This window comes from Rhizobium leguminosarum bv. viciae USDA 2370 (assembly GCF_002008365.1).
Classification (GTDB): domain Bacteria; phylum Pseudomonadota; class Alphaproteobacteria; order Rhizobiales; family Rhizobiaceae; genus Rhizobium; species Rhizobium leguminosarum.
The window spans coordinates 1-18,568 of sequence record NZ_MRDL01000025.1 but is presented as its reverse complement, the minus strand read 5'-3'; the positions used below and the strand labels follow the sequence as shown (position 1 = coordinate 18,568).

The 18,568-nt window shown below is 62.1% G+C and carries 16 protein-coding genes and 1 pseudogene; 9 read left to right on the top strand and 8 right to left on the bottom strand.

Annotation, left to right across the window (positions count from 1 at the left end):
• Positions 1–3 precede the first annotated feature (3 nt).
• From dgoD to BS629_RS11095, 3 genes are all read left to right on the top strand, one after another.
• Positions 4–1,152, top strand: coding sequence for a galactonate dehydratase (gene dgoD / locus BS629_RS11105; RefSeq protein ID WP_018243674.1), 1,149 nt, complete (start codon positions 4–6; stop codon positions 1,150–1,152).
• 153 nt (positions 1,153–1,305) lie between these two features.
• Entirely contained in the window at positions 1,306–1,701 is a 396-nt protein-coding gene (locus BS629_RS11100) for a DoxX family protein (RefSeq protein WP_018243675.1), read from the top strand.
• An 82-nt stretch (positions 1,702–1,783) separates the two neighbouring features.
• Positions 1,784–2,563, top strand: a complete 780-nt coding sequence (locus BS629_RS11095) for an SDR family oxidoreductase (protein WP_018243676.1) — start codon at positions 1,784–1,786, stop codon at positions 2,561–2,563.
• 16 nt (positions 2,564–2,579) lie between these two features.
• On the opposite strand, the gene BS629_RS11090 is transcribed toward BS629_RS11095, so the two are convergent.
• Both BS629_RS11090 and BS629_RS11085 read right to left on the bottom strand, forming a co-directional pair.
• Positions 2,580–3,797, bottom strand: a complete 1,218-nt coding sequence (locus BS629_RS11090) for an adenylate/guanylate cyclase domain-containing protein (RefSeq protein ID WP_018243677.1) — start codon at positions 3,795–3,797, stop codon at positions 2,580–2,582.
• Between the two features lie 63 nt (positions 3,798–3,860).
• On the bottom strand, positions 3,861–4,886 hold the full coding sequence (locus BS629_RS11085; protein WP_018243678.1) for a LacI family DNA-binding transcriptional regulator: 1,026 nt from the start codon (positions 4,884–4,886) through the stop codon (positions 3,861–3,863).
• 95 nt (positions 4,887–4,981) lie between these two features.
• On the opposite strand from BS629_RS11085, the gene BS629_RS11080 reads away from it, so the two are divergent.
• The 3 genes from BS629_RS11080 (at position 4,982) to BS629_RS11065 (ending at position 8,295) form a co-directional block, all read left to right on the top strand.
• Entirely contained in the window at positions 4,982–6,169 is a 1,188-nt protein-coding gene (locus tag BS629_RS11080) for a phytanoyl-CoA dioxygenase family protein (protein ID WP_018243679.1), read from the top strand.
• 92 nt (positions 6,170–6,261) lie between these two features.
• Positions 6,262–7,083: an SDR family oxidoreductase gene (locus BS629_RS11075; protein ID WP_018243680.1), complete on the top strand. Its 822-nt coding sequence runs from the start codon at positions 6,262–6,264 to the stop codon at positions 7,081–7,083.
• A 300-nt stretch (positions 7,084–7,383) separates the two neighbouring features.
• Positions 7,384–8,295 carry an SMP-30/gluconolactonase/LRE family protein gene (locus tag BS629_RS11065; RefSeq protein ID WP_018243681.1) on the top strand — a complete coding sequence of 304 codons (912 nt, stop codon included), beginning with the start codon at positions 7,384–7,386 and terminating at the stop codon, positions 8,293–8,295.
• Between the two features lies 1 nt (position 8,296).
• On the opposite strand, the gene BS629_RS11060 is transcribed toward BS629_RS11065, so the two are convergent.
• From BS629_RS11060 to BS629_RS11040, 5 genes are all read right to left on the bottom strand, one after another.
• A complete protein-coding gene (locus tag BS629_RS11060) occupies positions 8,297–9,046 on the bottom strand; it encodes a ThuA domain-containing protein (RefSeq protein WP_018243682.1) in 750 nt (249 codons plus the stop codon).
• Between the two features lie 43 nt (positions 9,047–9,089).
• Positions 9,090–10,172, bottom strand: a complete 1,083-nt coding sequence (locus tag BS629_RS11055; RefSeq protein ID WP_018243683.1) for an ABC transporter ATP-binding protein — start codon at positions 10,170–10,172, stop codon at positions 9,090–9,092.
• Positions 10,173–10,191: 19 nt separating this feature from the next.
• Positions 10,192–11,103 (bottom strand): carbohydrate ABC transporter permease, encoded by a 912-nt coding sequence (locus BS629_RS11050; protein WP_018243684.1) that lies wholly within the window; start codon positions 11,101–11,103, stop codon positions 10,192–10,194.
• A 1-nt stretch (position 11,104) separates the two neighbouring features.
• The gene (locus BS629_RS11045; RefSeq protein WP_018243685.1) at positions 11,105–11,992 is read right to left on the bottom strand and encodes a carbohydrate ABC transporter permease; all 888 of its coding nucleotides are present in this window, start codon (positions 11,990–11,992) and stop codon (positions 11,105–11,107) included.
• Between the two features lie 104 nt (positions 11,993–12,096).
• The gene (locus tag BS629_RS11040; RefSeq protein ID WP_018243686.1) at positions 12,097–13,389 is read right to left on the bottom strand and encodes an ABC transporter substrate-binding protein; all 1,293 of its coding nucleotides are present in this window, start codon (positions 13,387–13,389) and stop codon (positions 12,097–12,099) included.
• A gap of 203 nt (positions 13,390–13,592) precedes the next feature.
• On the opposite strand from BS629_RS11040, the gene BS629_RS11035 reads away from it, so the two are divergent.
• From BS629_RS11035 to BS629_RS11025, 3 genes are all read left to right on the top strand, one after another.
• Positions 13,593–14,600 (top strand): Gfo/Idh/MocA family protein, encoded by a 1,008-nt coding sequence (locus BS629_RS11035; RefSeq protein ID WP_018243687.1) that lies wholly within the window; start codon positions 13,593–13,595, stop codon positions 14,598–14,600.
• 9 nt (positions 14,601–14,609) lie between these two features.
• Positions 14,610–15,608 (top strand): LacI family DNA-binding transcriptional regulator, encoded by a 999-nt coding sequence (locus BS629_RS11030; protein WP_018243688.1) that lies wholly within the window; start codon positions 14,610–14,612, stop codon positions 15,606–15,608.
• A gap of 203 nt (positions 15,609–15,811) precedes the next feature.
• Positions 15,812–18,055, top strand: a complete 2,244-nt coding sequence (locus BS629_RS11025) for a glycoside hydrolase family 2 protein (protein ID WP_018243689.1) — start codon at positions 15,812–15,814, stop codon at positions 18,053–18,055.
• A 134-nt stretch (positions 18,056–18,189) separates the two neighbouring features.
• On the opposite strand, the pseudogene BS629_RS11020 reads toward BS629_RS11025, so the two are convergent.
• Positions 18,190–18,568 (bottom strand): annotated as a pseudogene (locus BS629_RS11020) (sugar ABC transporter ATP-binding protein); the annotation flags it as partial.

Below are 18,568 nucleotides of genomic sequence, written 5' to 3'. Positions count from 1 at the left end.
GCGATGAAGATCACCAAACTCACCACCTATATCGTTCCCCCGCGCTGGTTGTTTTTGAAGGTCGAGACCGACGAGGGCATCATTGGCTGGGGCGAACCGGTCGTCGAAGGCCGTGCGCTCACCGTTGAGGCCGCCGTCCATGAGCTGGAAGACTACCTGATCGGCAAGGATCCTTTCCTCATCGAAGACCACTGGACCGTGATGTATCGCGGCGGCTTCTATCGCGGCGGCGCCGTCCACATGAGCGCGATCTCGGGCATCGACCAGGCGCTGTGGGACATCAAGGGCAAAGCGCTCGGCCAGCCGATCCACTCCCTGCTCGGTGGCCAGCTCCGCGACCGTATCAAGGTCTATTCCTGGATTGGCGGCGACCGTCCTTCGGATGTCGCCAACAATGCCAAGGAGGTGGTTGCCCGTGGCTTCAAGGCGATCAAGCTCAATGGCTGCGAGGAAATGCAGATCGTCGACACCAACGAAAAGGTGGAGAAGGCGGTCGAGACCATCGCCGCCATCCGCGAGGCGATCGGCCCACATATCGGCATCGGAGTCGATTTCCACGGCCGCGTGCACAAGCCGATGGCGAAGGTTCTCGCGAGGGAGCTCGACCCTTACAAGCTGATGTTCATCGAAGAGCCGGTGCTTTCCGAAAACAAGGAAGCGCTGCGCGATATCGTCAACCATACCTCGACGCCGATCGCGCTCGGTGAACGGCTCTTTTCGCGCTGGGACTTCAAGCAGGTTCTGTCCGACGGCTATGTCGACATCATCCAGCCGGATCTCTCCCATGCCGGCGGTATCACCGAATGCCGCAAGATCGCGGCGATGGCCGAAGCCTATGACGTGGCGCTGGCGCCGCATTGCCCGCTGGGCCCGATCGCGCTCGCCGCCTGCCTGCAGGTCGATGCCGTCAGCTATAACGCCTTCATCCAGGAACAGAGCCTCGGCATCCACTACAACAAGGGCAACGACATCCTCGACTACATCTCCAACAAGGAGGTGTTCCACTATGCCGATGGTTTCGTCTCGATCCCGCAGGGTCCGGGTCTCGGCATCGAGGTCGACGAGGCCTATGTCATCGAGCGCGCCAAGGAAGGTCACCGCTGGCGCAACCCGATCTGGCGGCATGCCGACGGCAGCTTTGCCGAATGGTGAGAGCGCATAGCCCCGAAAATCGGAACCGACTTTCGGAAAGGATTATGCGCAATTCAAAGTGACAGGGTCGCGCAAGCGGCCCTTTTTCATTCCCCGTGTAGGATATCACGTGTCCTGTCCGTCATAGTGGAAGCTCAAAGAGGAGATTTCAGAATGGCCAGAGCAATTGCAATCATCGTCGCCCGCATCATCTTCAGCTTCATCTTTTTCATGGCGGCCGGCTTCAAGTTCGCCGATATCGGCGCGACGGCAGGCTATATCACCGCCGCCGGCTTTCCGATGGCGACGTTCCTTACCTGGGTCGCCGCCTTCTTCGAGATCGCGCTGGCGCTCGCCTTTATATCAGGAGCCTTCTTCACCGAGGCCAGCCTGCTCGCAGGCATCTACGTGATCTTCCTTGCCTTCGCCTTCCATGGCCCGTCCCATTGGCAGCAGAACCAGGCCGAGTTCGGTTTCTTCATCGATCACTTTACCTTCCTCGCCGGACTGCTCTTTGCGGCGGTCCACGGGCCGGAGAAATGGGCGTTGAAGCAAACGCTTCTAAGATAACTGCGACGACCCGCCTCCTTCCGGAACCAACTGCCGCGCCGAACAGTTGGCATGTCGGCAAAACGGCAAGGAGAGCCAGCCCATGGAGCTGAAGGGAAAGGTCGCATTGGTGACAGGCGCCGGTTCGGGCATCGGCAAAGCGGCCGCGTTGCGGCTCGCCGCCGAGGGTGCAAGGGTCGCAGCATTGAGCCGCACCGCCGAAGAGGTCGAAAAAACTTGCGCCGAGATCAAGGCCGCCGGTGGCCAGTCGATCGCGTTGACGGCAGATACCAGCGACGACGCTCAAATGCGGGGCGCGGTGGAGCAACTGACCGACACCTTCGACGGCCTCGACATCGTTGTAGCCAATGCTGGGATCAACGGTGTCTGGGCGCCGATCGACAATCTGAAACCGGAAGAATGGGACAAGACCATCGCCGTCAATCTGCGCGGCACCTATCTGACCCTGCATCTGACGGTTCCGCACCTGAAGCGCCACGGCGGCTCGATCATCGTCGTCTCCTCGATCAACGGCACCCGCACCTTCACCACGCCGGGCGCCACCGCCTACACCGCAACCAAGGCGGGCCAGGTCGCCATGGTCCAGCAGCTCGCCCTCGAACTCGGTCGACATGGCATCCGCGTCAATGCCGTCTGCCCCGGCGAGATCGAGACCAATATCAGCGCCAATACCGACAGTCGTCATCGCGAGGAGACGGAGGTTCCCGTCATCTGGCCGCAGGGGGATATCCCGATTGCCGGCGGCAAGGCCGGCAAGAGCGAGGACGTCGCCGAAACAATCCTCTTCCTTGCATCCGACCGCGCTCGACACATCACCGGTACGCCGATCTGGATCGACGGCGGTCAGGGCCTGTTGCGATAGCCTTGCAGTCGGGAACTCAACCGTTCAGCCGGGCGCTGTCGAGAGTATACAGTTCCTGCGCGCGCTGCACGCCGCGCAACGCATAGCGTCCGACGCAGGCGAGTGCGGTACGCTGCTGCTCCGGTATCGCCGCGGCGAAATCGGAGGAGATCAACAGGTTGAGATCGACGGAACGACACATCGAGGCGATGCGGCTGACCTCGTTGACGGCGGGTCCGATGACGGTGAAGTCCAACCGGTCCTGGCTGCCGATATTGCCGTAGAAGACATCGCCGATATGCAGGCCGATATAGACGTCGGTCGTCGCCCGGCCGTCGGCCGCACGCGCGGCATTCAGCGTGGTGAGCTTTTCCCGCAGCAACGATTCGGCGCTCAGCGCCGCACGACACGTCTCCGCCGGCACCTCGCCCTTAAAGATGGCGAGCACACCGTCGCCGATCAGCTTCAGCACGTTGCCGCCGGACTCGTGGACCGCTGTGATCACCGCCTCGCTATAGTCGTTGAGCAGCGGGATGATCTCCTCCGGCGGCACGCTGTCGGAGATCTTGGTGTAGTTCAGCAGATCGGAAAACCAGAGTGCCGCGGAAATCCGCTCCGATTTGCCGCGGCTGATCTTGCCTTCCATCACCTGGCGCGCGGCGTCCTCGCCGAGATAGACCTCGGCGATGGTGCGGGCGATACGTCCAAGCGCGATGCATTTGATCGCCAGCCCCAACACCGGCACCAGCTTGCGCAGGATGGCGAGGTCATGATCGGAAAAGCCCTCAGGATGTTTCGTCGCGAAATGCGAGAAGAAGCAATCCATCTCGCCGATCGTGCCAGCCTCGGAAAAACGATGCATCATCGCCACGAAATCCGTGTGGCCGGCTTCAGCAATCGTATCGAGCATAGAGAAATCGATCGGATCGCCGAAACCGAGACGCCGGCGGATCTCCCGTTCGTTGCGGGACCAAAGATGATAGAAGGCCGAACGCTGCCAGTTCGACGCCGCTTCCCCCGAGATCGTCGGACCATATTCGAACTCGGTTTGGATCTCCTCGACGCTGTCCCATCGGAAGGCTCGGCCCTCATGCACCGGATGCAGCGTATCCATCAGCGCCAGACCGCGGTCGAGCGGCAGGCCGGCATCCCGGCAAGCCGAGCAGAAGCCGGTCATCAGCTCGGCTTCCGAAGCGCCCTTCAGTCCCTGCTCCGTGATCCAGGCTGCAATCGTACTGACGTCGCTGTAATCCATGTTCCACCTTCACCCGTGCCAAATCTGTAGCCCGAATTCGGCATGGAAGGAAAGCCAATTGGCTCAGTCGCCCGCAGGCATATTGTAAGGCGTGACGATTTCGACTGATGAAAGCGAGGCCGGAACCGTTCGCGGCAATGCAGTCGCGCGGCTCATGATCGCCCTGAAGGCCGAGCGCGCATCTGTCCTGAGATCGTGGTGCAGCACGAAGCCGATCCGGCGCGCCGCAAGCAAGGCGCGGTTGTCCGCATCGAGATCGTGGGCGACGAAAACGCGGACGGGACGTTTGGCCGCGTCGAAGGCCGCAAACACCGCCCGGTTGCCGCCGCCGATCGAATAGACGGCGTTGATCGCGGGGTCGGCCGCAAGCGCTGCCGCGGCAAGCGTTCCCGTCGCGGCATCGGTGCCGTGCCCCTCGCTGATTTCGGTAATGCCGATGGCGGGATAACGAGCGCGGATGACGCGGCGGAAGCCGATTTCGCGCTCCTCCTCGCCGCGGAACCGTCCGCTCGACAGCGTTACCAGCACCTTGCCGCCATCAGTCCCGAGAAATTCACCGATCAGATAGGCGGCCGTCTCTCCTGCCGCCCGGTTGTCGGCGCCGGCATAGGCGATGCGGGCCGAATTCGGCAAGTCGGTCACCAGCGTCACCACGGGAATGCCGGCGGCATCCGCCCGCACCACAGCGGCAGCCACCTCGGCTACGTCAGGCGCCTTCAGCACGATGCCGTGCGTGCCGCGCAGCCGGATGCGGTCGAGAAGCTGCACCAGTTCGGCCGGCTTCATCACCTCGGCGAAATGGAACCTGCAGCGGAAGACGCCGGGCAGGAAGGTCGCCATCTCCGCCTCGAAGGCGGCGCGCACCGCGTCGCTGAAACGCTGCGGCGTCTCCATGACGATATCGACCGCCAGTACGCGGCCGCTGCCCATCGCCCCGGCCTGCTGCTTCTCCAGCTCCGCGATCGCCGCCTTCACCCGCATTTCAGTCTGCCCGCGCACACCCGGTCTGCCGTTCAGCACCCGGTCGACGGTGGCGGTGCTGAGTCCGGCCTGGAAGGCGATGTCCTTGACGAGAAAGAGATGTGCCATGCGATTGGCCTGATGGTTTTTTGATGGATTTCTGATCTATATCACCGCGCACTGCGGCGTATAGTGCCCCCATCGGAAAGAGGGAGGAGCCCGCTATGAAAACCGACAACCAGCAGAAACTGCGCGCCGACCGTGTCTGGCTGAGCGAAGAGGCCTGCGATCTCGATGATTTCCGCAGCCTTGCGGAAAAGGCGACTGTACTTGCCGATTACCCCTCGGCGTCTGCGGTCGAAAAAAACGTGCTGATCTATGACAGCCGCAAGGTGATGGCAGCGGCCGCAACTGCAGAAGGCCGACGCGCCGTGTTGGCCGAAATCTGCGAAGCTTTCGGCGAGGGTCCTGGTGTCGTCGTGTTCAAGCATGCTTACGAAGACACCGCCGTCATCGACCGCGCCAGCACGATCTTCGACGCGATCATCGAGGAACAGCACCGCACCGCGAGCGGCGGCGGCGATCACTTCGCCAAGCCCGGCGCCAACGACCGCATCTGGAATTCGCTGGAGAAACATTGTCTCGCCGATCCGGCAAATTTCGCCGAATATTACGGCAACACCATAATCGCGCTGGCCAGCGAAGCCTGGCTCGGTCCGAGCTACCAGATGACGGCGCAGGTGAACCGCGTCAATCCGGGTGGTGCGGCGCAGTCGGCGCACCGCGATTACCATCTCGGCTTTCAGTCCTCAACGGTGATCGAACAGTTCCCGGCGCATGTGCACCGGCTCTCGCCGGTGCTGACGCTACAGGGTGCGGTCGCCCATTGCGACATGCCGCTCGAAAGCGGCCCGACGCTCTTCCTGCCACACAGCCAAACCTATGTGCCGGGTTACCTCGCGCTGAAGCGGCCGGAGTTCCGCGATTATTTCGAGGCCAATCATGTCCAGCTGCCGCTCGAAAAAGGCGACCTCGTCTTCTTCAATCCCGCCCTCTTCCATGCCGCCGGCACCAACCGCTCGGCCGACATCAAGCGTGTCGCCAACCTTCTGCAGGTCTCTTCCGCCTTCGGCCGGGCAATGGAAACCGTCAATCGCGAGCGGATGAGCGCCAGGCTGTTTCCCGCGTTGAAGACCTTGCAGGGAAAACTCTCGCCTGACGAAATCGCCAACGCCGTCGCCGCCTGCGCCGAGGGCTACTCCTTCCCGACCAATCTCGACCGCGACCCGCCGCTTGGCGGACTGGCGCCGAAGACACAGGCGCAGCTGATGCATGAGGCGCTGAAGGAAGGCTGGAGCGATGAAGTCTTTGCGGCAGCACTTGCCGAGCAGGCGCACAGGAAGTTGAGCTGATTTGGAGCTCGGGCCTCTTGCATCCGCACTGAGATAAAAGCCTCCCGCACCCGCGGGAGGCTATCCGCGCATCATCACACTGGAGGAACCACATGAGCACCGACCACGGCCGCCTTGACGGCAAGATCGCCATCGTCACCGGCGGCACGCAAGGATTGGGCGCGACCATCGCCCGTCTCTTCGCCGAACGCGGCGCGGAAGGCATCGTCATCTGCGGCCGCAACGAAGCCAAGGGCAAGGCAAAGGCGGCGGAGATTTCGGCCGCGACCGGCGCCCGGATCGTCTACGTCAAAGCCGACCTCGGCAAGGTCGAGGATGCACAGCATGTCGTGCGCGCCTGTGACGAGATCTTCGGCCGTGTTGATGCGCTGGTCAATGCCGCCGCCATCACCGATCGCGGCACCATCCTCGATACCAGCCCCGAGCTCTTCGACGCCATGTTCGCCGTCAATGTGCGCGCGCCGTTTTTCCTGATGCAGGAAGCGGTGAAGGTCATGCGCCGTGAAAAGATCGAGGGCACGATCGTCAATATCGGTTCGATGTCAGCCAAAGCAGGCCAGCCCTTCATCGCCGCCTATTGCGCCTCCAAGGGCGCGCTGGAAACGCTGACGAAGAACACTGCCTACGCGCTCCTGCGCAACCGCATCCGCGTCAACGGTCTGAACATCGGCTGGATGGCCTCCGAAGGCGAAGACCGGATCCAGCGCGAATATCACGGCGCACCTGCCGACTGGCTGGAGAAGGCGGCGGCAAGCCAGCCCTTCGGCCGCCTCGTCGATCCGCACGAGGTGGCGCGCGCCTGCGCTTACCTGTCGTCTTCCGAATCCGGCCTGATGACCGGCTCGGTCATCTGCTTCGACCAGTCGATCTGGGGCGCTTATGACGGCTCGCCGCATCCGGTCGCGGCCCTCTAGAGCCTTTCCTGGTCAGCTTGAAGCATTCTGCCGGAGCAGGTTTTCGTCAGGGCAAAGATGCCCGGCCCTTCGGGTTGGCTGAAACGGGCCGGCTGATCGACCGGCCGGCTTGGCCGTAGAGCTTGGCTACGACGCGCGCCGGCCGGTCGACCATCCGACTCCGTTTGAGCCAACAGAATGCTTCAAGCTGACCAGGAAAGGCTCTAGGAAACCGGAGCCCGGCAATTCCGTCGCCGGGCTCTGGCACCTCCAGCTTTTTGCCGCTAGGAAAAGAACGGCAGCATTCAGGGAGGAACTGGCATGGGCGACAATCCGATTTATGAGATCCGCGACGAACGCTTCGGTGCAATGGTCATCGGCAGCGCCGGCCTCGAGGAGCTTTATTCCGGCTGCCGCTGGACGGAAGGCCCGGTCTGGTTTTCCGACCTGAACTGCCTTCTCTGGAGCGATATCCCGAATGAACGCATGATGCGCTGGACACCGGACGGTACGGTCTCCGTCTTCCGCTCGCCCTCCAACTACGTCAACGGCAATACCCGCGACCGGCAGGGCCGGCTGGTCTCCTGCGAACATGGCGGCCGCCGCGTCACCCGCACCGAGACGGACGGCACCATCACCGTTCTCGCCGACAGCTACCAGGGCAAACGGCTGAACTCGCCGAACGACGTCGTCGTACACTCCGACGGCGGGGTCTGGTTCACCGATCCGACCTACGGCATCCTGTCGGATTACGAGGGCCACAAGGCCGAGCCCGAGCAGCCCACGCGCAACGTCTACCGGATCGATCCGGCAAGCGGGGCGATCGACGCCGTCGTCGAGGATTTCATCCAGCCGAACGGCCTTGCCTTCTCGCCCGATGAGACGAAGCTTTATATTGCCGATTCCGGCTCCGCAAAACATGACGTGCCGCGCCATATCCGCGTTTTCGACGTCATCGACGGCAGGACGCTTGCCAACAGCCGCTATTTCTGCAGCCTCGATGTTGGCCATCCCGACGGTTTCCGTTTCGATGTCGCCGGCAATCTCTGGACGAGTGCCTCCGACGGCGTGCACTGCTTTTCGCCCGACGGAACGCTGCTCGGCAAGATCAGGGTGCCGCAGACGGTGTCCAACCTCACCTTCGGCGGCCCCAAGAAAAACCGGCTTTTCATCACCGCAACGCGTTCGGTCTATTCGATTTATATCAAGACGACCGGCGCGCAATATCCATAGATCAGGCCTTCGGTCTATCGGGGCGGCCGTGCAGCGGCTCGGCCCGATGCCAGTTTTCCAGGATGCGGCCATCAGTGTGTTTCTGCCGCGCCCAGCGGACGCCGTTCGAGATCACCTTATGCACGGTCTTGTCGTGATAGATCGGGTAGGTCTCGTGGCCGGGGCTGAAGAAGAAGATGCGCCCGCGCCCGCGCTGGAAGGTGCAGCCGCTGCGGAACACCTCGCCGCCGGAATACCAGGAGATGAAGACAAGCTCGTCCGGCTGCGGAATGTCGAAGGGCTCGCCGTACATTTCCGAGGCATTGACCTCGAAATAGGGCGGCAGCCCCTCGGCGATCGGATGCGAAGGATTGACCACCCAGACGCGCTCCAGATCGCCATCCGGCGTCTCGCGCCAGGAGAGGTTGGCATTGGTGCCCATCAGCCGACGGAAGAGCTTGGAGTGGTGGCCGGAATGCAGCACCAGCAGGCCCATGCCCTTCAGCACGCGCTGCTGCACACGGTCGATCAGCCCGTCGCTGACCTCGTCATGGGCCATATGCCCCCACCAGAGCAGCACGTCGGTATCGTTGAGCACGCTGTCCGGTAGACCTTCATCAGGATCATCCAGCGTGCCGCGACGAATTTCGAAATCCGGATGGGCAATGCCGGCAGCGATCGCTCCGTCGATACGATCAGGATAGATCTCCTGAACCTCCTTGTGGAGTTGCTCGTGGCGTCCCTCGTTCCAGATGGTGACCTTGATTGTCATGGCATTCCTCGATGTCTAGGCTGTGATGTTTCAGGCGAAATTGTCAGGCGGTTGCCGGACGGATCACCCGGCCGGCGGAATCGAACAGATGGCAGGCGGCGGGATCGGCCGTCAGCGACACGCGGTCACCCGGCCGCACGGCGATATCGCCCTCAGCGCGCACCACGATCGGCTGCTCTTGCGAACCGACGGTCATGTAGGTCTCGACGCCGAGGCGCTCGACGATGACGACTTCGGCTGTAAAGTGGTCCTGGCCCTCGGCGGCGATCTTCAGATGCTCCGGCCGGATGCCGAGCTTGGCATCGCCCTGCGGCAGCGCGCCGTTGGCATCGGCGAGATCGAGCGAAAGCCCGATCGGGCTGTTGAGATGCACCTTGCCGGCCGCCGGCCGCGTTATAGTGACAGGAATGACGTTCATCTTCGGCGAGCCGATGAAGGTCGCGACGAATTCGTTGTCCGGCTCATGATAGAGCGACATCGGCGCACCCGCCTGCGCTACCACGCCCTTGTTCAGCACGACGATGCGGTCGGCCATCGTCATCGCTTCCACCTGGTCGTGAGTGACGTAGACGACCGTCGCCTTCAGTTCGCGGTGCAGGCGTTGCAGCTCGGCGCGCATCTGCACGCGCAGCGCCGAATCGAGGTTCGACAGCGGCTCGTCGAACAGGATCAGCGCCGGCTTCTTGATGATAGCGCGGCCGATCGCGACGCGCTGGCGCTGGCCGCCGGAAAGCGCGGCCGGGCGGCGGTCGAGATAGTCGGTGAGCTGCAGGATCTCGGCAACACCCTCCACTTGCCGGCGGATCTCTGCCTCCGGCACCTTCTTCAGGCTGAGCGAGAAGCCGATGTTTTCGGCAACGCTCATATGCGGATAGAGCGCATAGGACTGGAACACCATGGCGATGCCACGTTTGTCGGGCGGCACGTCGTTGATGCGCTTACCGTTGAGGATGAGGTCGCCATCGTCGATGCCTTCGAGGCCGGCGATCATGCGCAGCAGCGTCGACTTGCCGCAGCCGGACGGACCGACGAACACCGCGAATTCGCCGTCTTCCACGGTGATGTCGACGCCCTTGATGACCTCGAGCGCGCCGTAGAACTTGCGAACGTTTCTGAGATTGATCATTTGTTTCTCTTTCTTGATCTCAGCCCTTCACGCCGCCCGAAAATGTCTGGACGAGGAAGCGCCGCGCAAAACCGAAGGCGACGACGGCAGGCAGCAGGTAGATGAATGCCAGCGCCGTCAGCAGGCCGTAATCGATCTCGTTGATGCGCAGAAAGGCGCGAAAGAGACCGAGCGGCAGCGTCTGCAACTCCGGCGACGACAGGAGGATCAGCGGCAGCAGGAAATCACCCCAGGCCGACATGAAGGCGAAAAGCCCGGCCGCAGCCAGCCCCGGCAGCGCCAGCGGGATCAACACCCGGCGGATGCGCTGTAACAGTGTTGCCCCGTCCATCAGCGCCGCCTCCTCGTAGTCCCTCGGCAGCCCGTCGAAGAAGGTCTTCATGATCCAGAGCGCCAGCGGCAACTGCATCGTCGCAAGCACCAGGATCAGCCCGAGATAACCGTCGATGAAACCGGTCCAGCGCATGATATCGCGGGCATAGCTGCCGAAGATCGGCCTGAGCACCGCCGCTTCCGCGTTGTTCAGCGTCAGCAGGAACTTGTAGAGCGGCACGACGAGCGCCGTCGGCGGCAGTACCCGGATGAGCAGGATCGCGTAGAGGAACGGCAGCTTCCACCAGGCCCGGGTGCGCGATAGCGCATAGCCGCCAAGTCCGGAAAGCACCATGACGAGCAGCGTCGCGCCGCCGACCACGAACAGCGAGTTGAACAGCCACTTCGCCCCGTCCTCCTTGGTGAAGACCCTGATATAGTTGGCGAAGGTCCACTGCTCCGGCCAATGCAGGAAGAGCTGCGCATTGCCGTCGAGCGAAGCGAGCAGCACCCAGAAGAAAGGCACCGCGCAGAAGATCGAGATCAGCGACAGGATCGCATAGGCGATGAGGTCGGACCGACCCTTGTTTGCAGTTTCGCTTGGGGAAACGACGGCCATGTCAGACCTCCACCTTCATGGCCCGGACATAGGCGATGCCTAATATCAGCGAGATGACGAGCGCGACGACGGCGACCGCAGCACCATAGCCCAGCTGGAACGCCGTGAAGGACTGGTTGTAGATATAGATGCTGACCACCTCGGTCGCCCCGCCCGGTCCGCCGCGCGTCAGCGCATAGACGAGGCCGAAGACGGCAATGGTGGAGACTGCCGAGATCAGCATGTAGAGCAGGATCGTTGGCATCATCAGCGGCAGGGTGATGCGGCGGAACATCTGTGATGGGGTGGCGCCGTCCATGCGCGCTGCCTCGTAGATCTCCGCCGGAATGGTACTGAGGCCGGCCGTTAGCAGGATCATCGCCGTGGCGATGCCACGCCAGGTGTTGACGACAATGATCATCGACAGCGGGAAGACCTGCAGCCAGTCGGCCGGCGTGATGCCGAAGAAGCTGACGATGCGGCTGAGTGTGGCATTGTCGCCGCCCGCCAGCATCGAGATCCACATGAAACCGGCGACGACCTCAGGGGCTGCATTCGGCAACAGGATGATCGACGAGAACACCCGCCGAAAGCGGATCGGGCGGCGCAGCGCAATTGCCGAGATCAGCCCGAGCACGAACTGGCCGATCACCGCCGAACCGATGACGAAGACGAAGGTGACGAATAGCGAATTCCAGAACTTCGCGTCGTTGAAGAGCCGCGTGTAATTCCTGAGACCGACAAAGCGGGGCCGAAGGGCCGCGGCCCCGGTCAGCGCCTCGTTGGTGAAGCTCAGATAGATGGAATAGAGGGCCGGATAGATGACGAAGGCCAGAAGCAGCACCAGCGAGGGCAGCAGGATCAGCAACCATTGCCGCTCGGCACGCTTTTCATGAGAGTTTCGGGCCATGGAAGCTCACAACCTTATCGATGGAACCGGCTTATCGAATGAAAGCGGGAAGACGCGGCGATGGCGCCGCGTCCCCGTCCTGGCGGAAGAGAGGGTGCCGGAGCTTACTTGACCATGTCGTCGCCGAGCGTTTCCTTGACGTAATCGACGAGGATCTTCTGGGCGCCGGCGGCATCGGTCTCCTTGCGCAGCAGCGCTTCGGTGGCCCGCGCCACGCCTTCCGAAACCGTGCCGAAACCGGAGGCCTGTTTCAGGAACACGCCGTTCCCGGCCGCCGCATGGATCGGAACCAGTTCCGTCAGCTTCTGGAACTCGGCATTGCCAGCCGCATCCTTGCTGGCCGGGATGTTGCCAATGCGGGCGGCGTAGGAAACCTGCGTCTCGATCGAGCCGATCTCCATCAGCGCCTTGATCGCCAGCTCGGTATTGGCTGACTTGGAATTGACGGCCCACGGCGCAGCGAGATTGGCAAGCACATATTGGCCGCTGCTCTGGCCGGGAACGGTCCAGGTGCCGACCACCTTCGTCACGTCAGGGATCGGATTCTTGCTTTCGCGACCCCAGTCGAAAATATAGCACCAGGAGCCGCAGGTGGTCGCGACGAGCTTGCCGGCCGGGAACATCTGATACTTCGGCACGACCCAGGGCTCGGGCCCGAGTAGCGGCTGCGTCGGCATCAGGTCCTTGTCGATCAGTTCCTTGTAAACGTTGAAGACATCCTTGATGCCTTCCCCATTGAGATCGAGCTTGCCGTCGGCATCGACGAGCTGCGGCGTCTTGGAACCGACGAGCAGATGCTGGAAGCCTTCGTCGAAGGCGCCGCTTCCCCAGGAGACGCCGGCCGGGAAGAGCAGGCCGTAGGCGCCGGTCTTCTGCTTGATTTCGGCCGCGCGGTCGAGAAGCTCCCGCCAGGTCTTCGGCTGTTCGGTCGAGATGCCGGCCTTTTCGAGAACGTCCTTGCGATAATAGATTTCCTGGATGCCGAGCATGAACGGCATCACATAGGTTTCGCCATCCGGGCTGACGGCAAGCTCCTTGGCGACGTCATAGAGCTTGGCGTAGCCATCCCAAGCCTTGAACTCCTTGGTAACAGGCGCGAGGTAGCCGGCTTCCACCATGTCGGCGACCGCAGCCGTGGTCGGGATGGAAAAGAGGTCGGGCGCGTTGCCGGCGCCGAGCTCCGTCAGAAGTTTGGTTAGGTAGTCCTTGTCGGGCGCCGGATATTCGATGACCTCGACGGTGACGCCATATTTCTTTTCGATCCGCTCGACCGTCGACTTCATCGCGTCGATGCCGGCCTGACCGTGATTTGCAATGCGGATTGTTTCAGCCTGCGCCAGCGTCGAAACCGCGCTCAGCAGAACGGCGCATAGGCCGCCAAGAACCATCTTCTTCAATTGAAGTCCTCCCTTTTTTAGAGACACGGCGCCCTCCAGCACCGGTTGCGAAAATGTACACGCATTCCAAACACTGACAAGATGGTTTTTGAAAAGATTCGAACGCGAGTTTTAATATACTGATATTGCTTATCTATATAGATATTGCCATCGCTATACCGTTTGTGTAATCGTGTGCACAATGCATTCAGGGAGGAATTTTCATGACTAGGAAATTGCGCCTCGGTGTCATTGGCGCTGGCTTGAAGGCGGCGGAATATGCCGAGAGCTGGGTCAAGATGCCGGAGGTCGAATTTGCTGCACTCGCCGACACCACGGCGGCTTCACGCCAGCGCCTGATCGACGTCTGCCTCGCCGCCGGCGCACCACAACCGAAGAGCTTCGAGGATTATCGCCGGATGCTCGCGGAATGCCGGGGCGAACTCGACATCGTCTACGTCTCTACCCCGCATGCCTTCCATGCCGAGCAGGCAACCGCCGTTGCCGAGGCCGGCCTCGACCTCTTCCTGGAAAAACCGATGGTGACGACGGTCGCCGAGGCCGAGAGGCTGATCGCCGCGCAGAAAAAGAGCGGCGTCACCATCGTCACAGCCTTCCAGGGCGGCCTCTCGCCGTTGGTGCTCGACACGCGCCGGCGGGCTCTCGCCGGCGAATTCGGCGAGCTGATCGCCATATCCGGCATGATCTGGGAAAGCTGGTCGTCCAACTATGACGGCCACTGGAAGCAGCAGCCTGATATCTCCGGCGGCGGCTTCATGTTCGATACCGGCGCCCATATGATCAACACCGTCTGCCTGCTCGCCAATTCGGATTTCGACAGTGTGTCGGCCTACATGAACAACCACGGCAGACAGGTCGATATCGCCACCGCCGTCTCCGCCCGGCTGAAAAGCGGCGCGCTGGCGACATTGACGGCCGCCGGCGAGGGCCCTCCGGGCTGCGCCTCCTACATCACCTTCTTCTATTCAAAGGCGATCGTGCGCATCGACGCCTGGGGCGGCTGGCGCGAGATCAGTGTCGGCCGCACCGCCGAGCCGCGCGAGGAGACCGAGATTCTCGGCAACCCGATGAAGAATTTCCTCGCCATTCGCGAGGGAAAGATGGAAAACTCCGGCTCCGTTGAAATGGGCCTCAGATTCGCTAGGCTATGGGATGCAATCAAGGAATCGGCAGCGGCCGACGGCGCTTCCGTCAGGATCGTCGCCCAATAGGCGCTGAAGATGAGCGGTATGAGCAGACGGCGGATCACATCGAAGGAACTGGCGAAACTCGCCGGCGTCTCCTCCGCCACCATTTCCCGCGCCTTCTCGCCGGATTCACGCATCGGCAGCGCGACGCGCGACCGCATCCTCGCCGTCGCCCGTGAACATGGCTACCAGCCGAACGCTATCGCCCGCTCGCTGAACAACCAGCGCTCGCGCCTCGTCGCCCTGGTCGTCAATGCGATCGGCAACCCTTGCGAGGCCGAGGAGCAGCAGCTTCTCGTCCACCGCCTGCAGGCCAGACAATTGCTGCCGATCATCCTCTGCTGCGCCGATCATTCCGACCGGCTGCAGTTGATGCGCCTTGCCTCCACCTATCAGGTCGATCACGTCGTCGTCTTCTCCGACATGGTATCGATGCAGGATGCCGTCGATATCTTCCACACGACGAAGCCGATCATCGTCTCCTTCGAGCCGCTCGACAACGAAAACGTCTCCAGCATCCGCATCGACGGCTCTGAGGCCGCCGACGAGATCATCGACAAGATCGTCCGCGACGGTAAGAAGCGTTTCGCCTACCTCTCCGGCACCAATTCCAGCTGGATCGACAAGCTCAGGCGCAAATGGTTCGCTGATGCGCTGACCAAGCGCGGCCTCGCCTTCGAGACGCAGGCCTTCGGCGATTATTCCTATGATTCCGGCTTCAAAGAAGCCGTGCTCCTGCTGCACCGGGACAAGGTTGACGCCATCATCTGTGGCAATGATGTCATGGCGATCGGCGCACGCGATGCGGCCCGCCGGGTGCTCGGCAAGAACACCCCTGATGATATCGCCATCGTCGGCCAGGATGGCATTGCCATGGCCGCCTGGGATTGCAATGACCTCACCACGCTGAGCCTCGACCACGTCGCCTTCATCGATGCCGTCGTCGAATTGATCGAACGCCATGACGCTGAGATCGAAGGCCCGCACAGCATCACGCTCACCTGCACCGCCCGCTGGGGCTCGACCGCCTGATGCATGTCGCCTGGAAGTGTACAGCGGTTCCGGGATGACGACATGCATGAAAAAAGCTAAAGCCCGTCGCATGAATCAAGTTCGCTGTGACGTGCTTAAGCGGCTCGCCCATCCATTGCATCGAGGAGGAATACCGATGACCCGATTTTCACGCGCCGAGAGGCGCCGCAATGTCCCTGATGCCGCAATCTGGAGAGCCTGAAATGCGTTCCGTCGTTTCCTTCAATGAAGGCTGGAGTTTCCACGAGGGCTTCGGCCAGCGCCTGCTCGAAACTTTCGATGCCGCCAAGTCGGTCAGCCTGCCGCATACCGCCGTCGAACTGCCCTTCAGCTATTTCGACGAGACCAGCTATCAGCGTGCCTTCACCTATCAGAAGGTGCTGCGCTGGCTGCCGGAATTCGAGGGCCGCGAAGTCTCGCTCGTCTTCGACGCCGCCATGGCCGACAGCGTCGTCTATCTGAACGGCGAGGAAATCATTGCCCATAAGGACGGCTACACCCCCTTCGAGGCCCGCCTCACCGGCAAGCTCGCCAAGGGCGAGAACCTCGTCACCGTCAAGATCGACGGCAGCGAAAATCCTGACATTCCGCCTTTCGGCGGCCGCATCGATTATCTGACCTATGCCGGCATCTACCGCGATGTCTGGCTGAAGGTCACCGACCCGGTCTCGATCCGCAATCTCAAGATCGAAACCACAGACGTTCTCGACCCGGAGAAATCGGCGACCATACGCGTCGACATCGCCAATCCCGAGGGCCGCAGCTTCTCGGCGACGGTCACCGCCACGCTGAAACAGGCCGACGGCACGGTGGTCGCCACTGCCGCAACCGAAACGATCGGCGACAGCACTAGGCTTTCCTTCGGCGGCCTCACCGGCATCGCCCTCTGGGACATCACCGATCCCACGCTCTATGACGTCACCGTCGAGCTCAGGACCGAACATGGCTCCGACCGTCTCTCCACACGGTTCGGCTTCCGCACCGCCGAATTCACGCCGGAAGGTTTCCTCCTCAACGGCAAGCCACTGAAGCTGCGCGGCCTCAACCGCCACCAGGCCTTCCCCTATGTCGGTTATGCCGCCGGCCGTTCCGCCCAGGAGCGCGACGCCGACATCATGAAGACGGTGCTGAAGTGCAATATCGTCCGCACCTCGCATTATCCGCAGTCGAAATGGTTCCTCGACCGATGCGACACGATCGGTCTGCTGGTTTTCGAGGAGATCCCCGGCTGGCAGCATATCGGCGATGCCGACTGGCAGCAGGAATCGATCGAAAACGTCCGCCGCATGATTGAGCGCGACTGGAACCACCCCTCGATCATCATCTGGGGCGTGCGCATCAACGAATCGCAGGATAGTCACGATTTCTACGCCGAGACCAACCGTCTCGCTCGCGAACTCGACAGCACCCGCCAGACCGGCGGCGTGCGTTATCTCACCGAGAGCGAACTGCTCGAAGACGTCTATACGATGAACGACTTCATCCTCGGCAACGAGGAACTGCCGGGCGCCAACCGCCCGCGCACCGCGCTGCGCGGCCAGCAGGAAAATACCGGACTGTCGCACAAGGTACCGTACCTCATTACCGAGTTCAACGGCCACATGCACCCGACGAAGATTTATGACCAGGAGCAGCGTCAGGCCGAGCATGTGCGCCGTCACCTGGAGGTGCTGAATGCCGCCTATGGCGATCCTGATATCTCCGGCGCTATCGGCTGGTGCATGTTCGATTACAACACCCACAAGGATTTCGGCTCCGGCGACCGCATCTGCTATCACGGCGTCATGGACATGTTCCGCGAGCCGAAATTCGCGGCCTATGCCTATATCAGCCAGTGCGACCCTTCCGAGGAGATCGTCATGAAGCCGGCGACCTTCTGGGCGCGCGGCGAACGCAATATCGGCGGCGTGCTGCCGCTGATCATCCTGACCAACTGCGACGAGGTGGAGCTGCGATATGGCGCGCTCAGCAAGCGCATCGGTCCAGATCGCGAGAATTATCCGCATCTGCCGCATCCGCCCGTCGTGCTCGACCATCGTCATTTCACTGCCGACGAGCTCGGCACCTGGGGTCTCGAATGGATCGACGGCACCTTCACCGGCTATATCGGCGGCGAGCCGGTGGCCAGCCTGACGCTGGCGGCCGATCCATTGCCGACGACGCTGGAGGTCGTTGCCGATAGCAACACGCTGAAAGCCCGTGAACGCGACAGCACACGCGTCATCATCCGCGCCCTCGACCAGCGCGGCCAGCGCCTGCCCTTCATGAACGACAGCATTTCGCTGAAGGTGCACGGCCCGGCAAGGATCGTCGGTCCGACCAACGTGCCGCTCCAGGGCGGCACCGCCGGCTTCTGGCTGGAGGCGACGGGGTTCACGGGCGAGATCACCGTCGAAGCGGTTTCGACGCGTTTCGCGCCGGTGTCGCTCAGCGTGACGGCTGCCTAGCGCATAACCCCGAAAATCGAAATCGATTTTCGGAAAGGATTATGTGCAAACTCAAAGTGTTAGAACGTCCTTAGCGCGTCTTATAGACGCGCGGCGCTCTAATGACTGTTACGAAATCTTGAGCTGGCTCTCGNGGCGCGCAGGCGGGCGACGACGGATTTGCCGCCGAGCTTGGTGACGGCGAAGGTATCGGAGCCGGCCGGTTCGACCACCTCGATCAGGCAATCGCCCTCGGTCAGCGAGCGCGCCTTGCGGTCGGCGCCATCGGGATCGGTCAAGGCCTCCGGCCGGATGCCGAAGATCACCTGTTTGCCGGTATAGGCGGTCAGGCCATTGTTGCCTGCGATGACTGGGAGCCTCAGCGGGGCGGCATTCGGCCGCTCCAGCGAGACTTCGAGCCCGCCGGCGCCGTTCTCGACGGTGGCGGTCAAGAGGTTCATTGCCGGCGATCCCATGAAGTCGGCGACGAAGATGTTGGAGGGGCTGTTATAGATCTCGGCCGGCGTGCCGAAC

Bases quoted from the DNA above. Each gene is read 5' to 3' on its own strand.
- dgoD (WP_018243674.1), top strand. From the start codon at position 4: ATGAAGATCACCAAACTCACCACCTATATCGTTCCCCCGCGCTGGTTG.
- BS629_RS11100 (WP_018243675.1), top strand. From the start codon at position 1,306: ATGGCCAGAGCAATTGCAATCATCGTCGCCCGCATCATCTTCAGCTTC.
- BS629_RS11095 (WP_018243676.1), top strand. From the start codon at position 1,784: ATGGAGCTGAAGGGAAAGGTCGCATTGGTGACAGGCGCCGGTTCGGGC.
- BS629_RS11090 (WP_018243677.1), bottom strand. From the start codon at position 3,797: ATGGATTACAGCGACGTCAGTACGATTGCAGCCTGGATCACGGAGCAG.
- BS629_RS11085 (WP_018243678.1), bottom strand. From the start codon at position 4,886: ATGGCACATCTCTTTCTCGTCAAGGACATCGCCTTCCAGGCCGGACTC.
- BS629_RS11080 (WP_018243679.1), top strand. From the start codon at position 4,982: ATGAAAACCGACAACCAGCAGAAACTGCGCGCCGACCGTGTCTGGCTG.
- BS629_RS11075 (WP_018243680.1), top strand. From the start codon at position 6,262: ATGAGCACCGACCACGGCCGCCTTGACGGCAAGATCGCCATCGTCACC.
- BS629_RS11065 (WP_018243681.1), top strand. From the start codon at position 7,384: ATGGGCGACAATCCGATTTATGAGATCCGCGACGAACGCTTCGGTGCA.
- BS629_RS11060 (WP_018243682.1), bottom strand. From the start codon at position 9,046: ATGACAATCAAGGTCACCATCTGGAACGAGGGACGCCACGAGCAACTC.
- BS629_RS11055 (WP_018243683.1), bottom strand. From the start codon at position 10,172: ATGATCAATCTCAGAAACGTTCGCAAGTTCTACGGCGCGCTCGAGGTC.
- BS629_RS11050 (WP_018243684.1), bottom strand. From the start codon at position 11,103: ATGGCCGTCGTTTCCCCAAGCGAAACTGCAAACAAGGGTCGGTCCGAC.
- BS629_RS11045 (WP_018243685.1), bottom strand. From the start codon at position 11,992: ATGGCCCGAAACTCTCATGAAAAGCGTGCCGAGCGGCAATGGTTGCTG.
- BS629_RS11035 (WP_018243687.1), top strand. From the start codon at position 13,593: ATGACTAGGAAATTGCGCCTCGGTGTCATTGGCGCTGGCTTGAAGGCG.
- BS629_RS11030 (WP_018243688.1), top strand. From the start codon at position 14,610: ATGAGCGGTATGAGCAGACGGCGGATCACATCGAAGGAACTGGCGAAA.
- BS629_RS11025 (WP_018243689.1), top strand. From the start codon at position 15,812: ATGCGTTCCGTCGTTTCCTTCAATGAAGGCTGGAGTTTCCACGAGGGC.